The organism is Rheinheimera sp. A13L (assembly GCF_000217935.1).
In the GTDB taxonomy this organism is placed as follows: Bacteria; Pseudomonadota; Gammaproteobacteria; order Enterobacterales; family Alteromonadaceae; genus Pararheinheimera.
In genome coordinates this window covers 1-1762 of the sequence record NZ_AFHI01000051.1, presented here as the reverse complement: position 1 = coordinate 1762, position 1762 = coordinate 1, and the positions used below count along the sequence as shown (strand labels likewise).

Here is a 1762-nt window from a genome sequence, read left to right as displayed (position 1 = left end):
AAGCGCAGGCTCAGCACAGTACAGATACAATGCATTGGGCCAGCGGGTGTATAAAAAAGTAGGTAGTGTTGAAACGAGGTTTATCTATAGCCCACAAGGCCAGCTATTAGCCGAAGGCACCACCAAACAGTACATTTATTTTAATGGCCAGGTGGTGGGTTATATTCTGAACAACCAGCTGTATTATGTGCACAACGACCATTTAGGGCGCCCTGAAGTCATCACCAATGCCAGCAAAGCCATAGTCTGGCGGGCTAAGCTGGAGGCCTTTGACCGCTCCGTACTGACGACCAGCATAGGTGAGTTTAATATTGGCTTTCCAGGACAATACTGGGACTCTGAAAAACAAAGCTGGTATAACTATTTCAGGGATTACGATGCGACTTTAGGGCGCTATTTGCAGAGTGACCCTATTGGTTTGGCAGGTGGGTTGAATACTTATGGCTATGTTGGTGGGAATCCGCTGATTCATATTGATCCACTTGGCTTGTTTCTCCTTTCTTCACTATGTGATATTAATTTTAATCTCGGAATTGGTATTGGTGTCGGGCTTGGTGCTGAAGCCAGTTGGAGCTTCTCATTACGACAAGGTGTAAGTGCGTATATTGGAGGCGGATTCGGCATCGGATTTGGTACATATGGAGTTGCGGGACCTAGTATCTCCGGTGAAAGTGAAGATGGATTTGGAATTGCAACTAGTGTGAGTAGTGCAGTTGGAGTAGGGCTGGGTGTATCAAGCAATGTAACGGCTGGAAGCAATGGTGGGTCCGCCTCTGCGGGCGCAGGTTTTGTAGCTGGAGGATTTGCTACGACGACTATAGGTGTTACTGCTACTAAACAGTTTACAGCTCCTTTCTGCAAGACAGATCCTAAATGTGGTAATTGAGGTGTTACGTGATCATTATTTTTGAGCTTATGAGTCTTATCTTTTTTTCGAGCTTTTTTTTGGGCGTGATATCTATGATTTTGGTTTATTCAGGGCGTAGGAAAGTGAAAGAAAAGATCCTAGGTAGTGGACATAAAGTATATGACGAAATATTCACTAAAAATCTTAACGACTTAAGTCATGGTAAAGCTCTCGCTGAGGCCGCTTTCTTCGTCAGAAAAAGTTGGCCAGAGCTAGATTCACTTGAAATAGTAGGCATGTTAGAGAAGCACAGGAAACTGGAAATATTTTGTTATATGTGTTTTTTACTGTCTTTTGTATGTTTTTTTATGATCGCTATATTGTCTTTCACAGTTTACGACACGTAGTCTACAAAGCAGCTCTGGGGCAGGTTTTATGCTTTTTTCCTGCCCCTAAGAGCTGTGATAAAAGCAGGTAGCAATTAGTATAAACTCAAAGCGTTTTACCGTTCGGTTCAGCGTTTTTCAAGCTAGTTGCCAACATTAGAGATTTCAGCATAGGCTTTACTCTGTGCTTGCTGCCCTTCGCCATTAGCCGTTTAATGACTGGGGTTTATTAAAAGACAATCATAAACGCAAACTATATCTGATGTGACTACCTGGGGTTATGACACTATGGGCCGGGTTATCAGCCTGACCTACCCTGGTGGCAACAGGGTGAATTACTCTTATGCGGTCAATGGTGATTTAGCCTCCATGACAGTGACTATCAACGGTGTCAGCCGCTCAGTGCTGACCGGCATCAAACAATTTCCGGGCGGGCCAGTGGATGAATGGACTTACGGCAATGGCTTAAAACGCAACCTGAGTTACGACCAGAGTTACCGCTTAACAGGTATCAGCACGCCTGGCGTAC

At 44.4% G+C, this 1762-nt stretch carries 2 protein-coding genes; both read left to right on the top strand.

Annotated elements, in window-relative coordinates; translation table 11 throughout:
• Positions 1–886, top strand: an 886-nt coding sequence (locus tag RHEIN_RS17055; RefSeq protein WP_008900226.1) for an RHS repeat-associated core domain-containing protein, incomplete at its 5' end; no start/stop codon positions are given.
• 611 nt (positions 887–1497) lie between these two features.
• Positions 1498–1762: hypothetical protein (locus RHEIN_RS17045; protein WP_040555370.1), on the top strand; the 265-nt coding region annotated here is incomplete at its 3' end.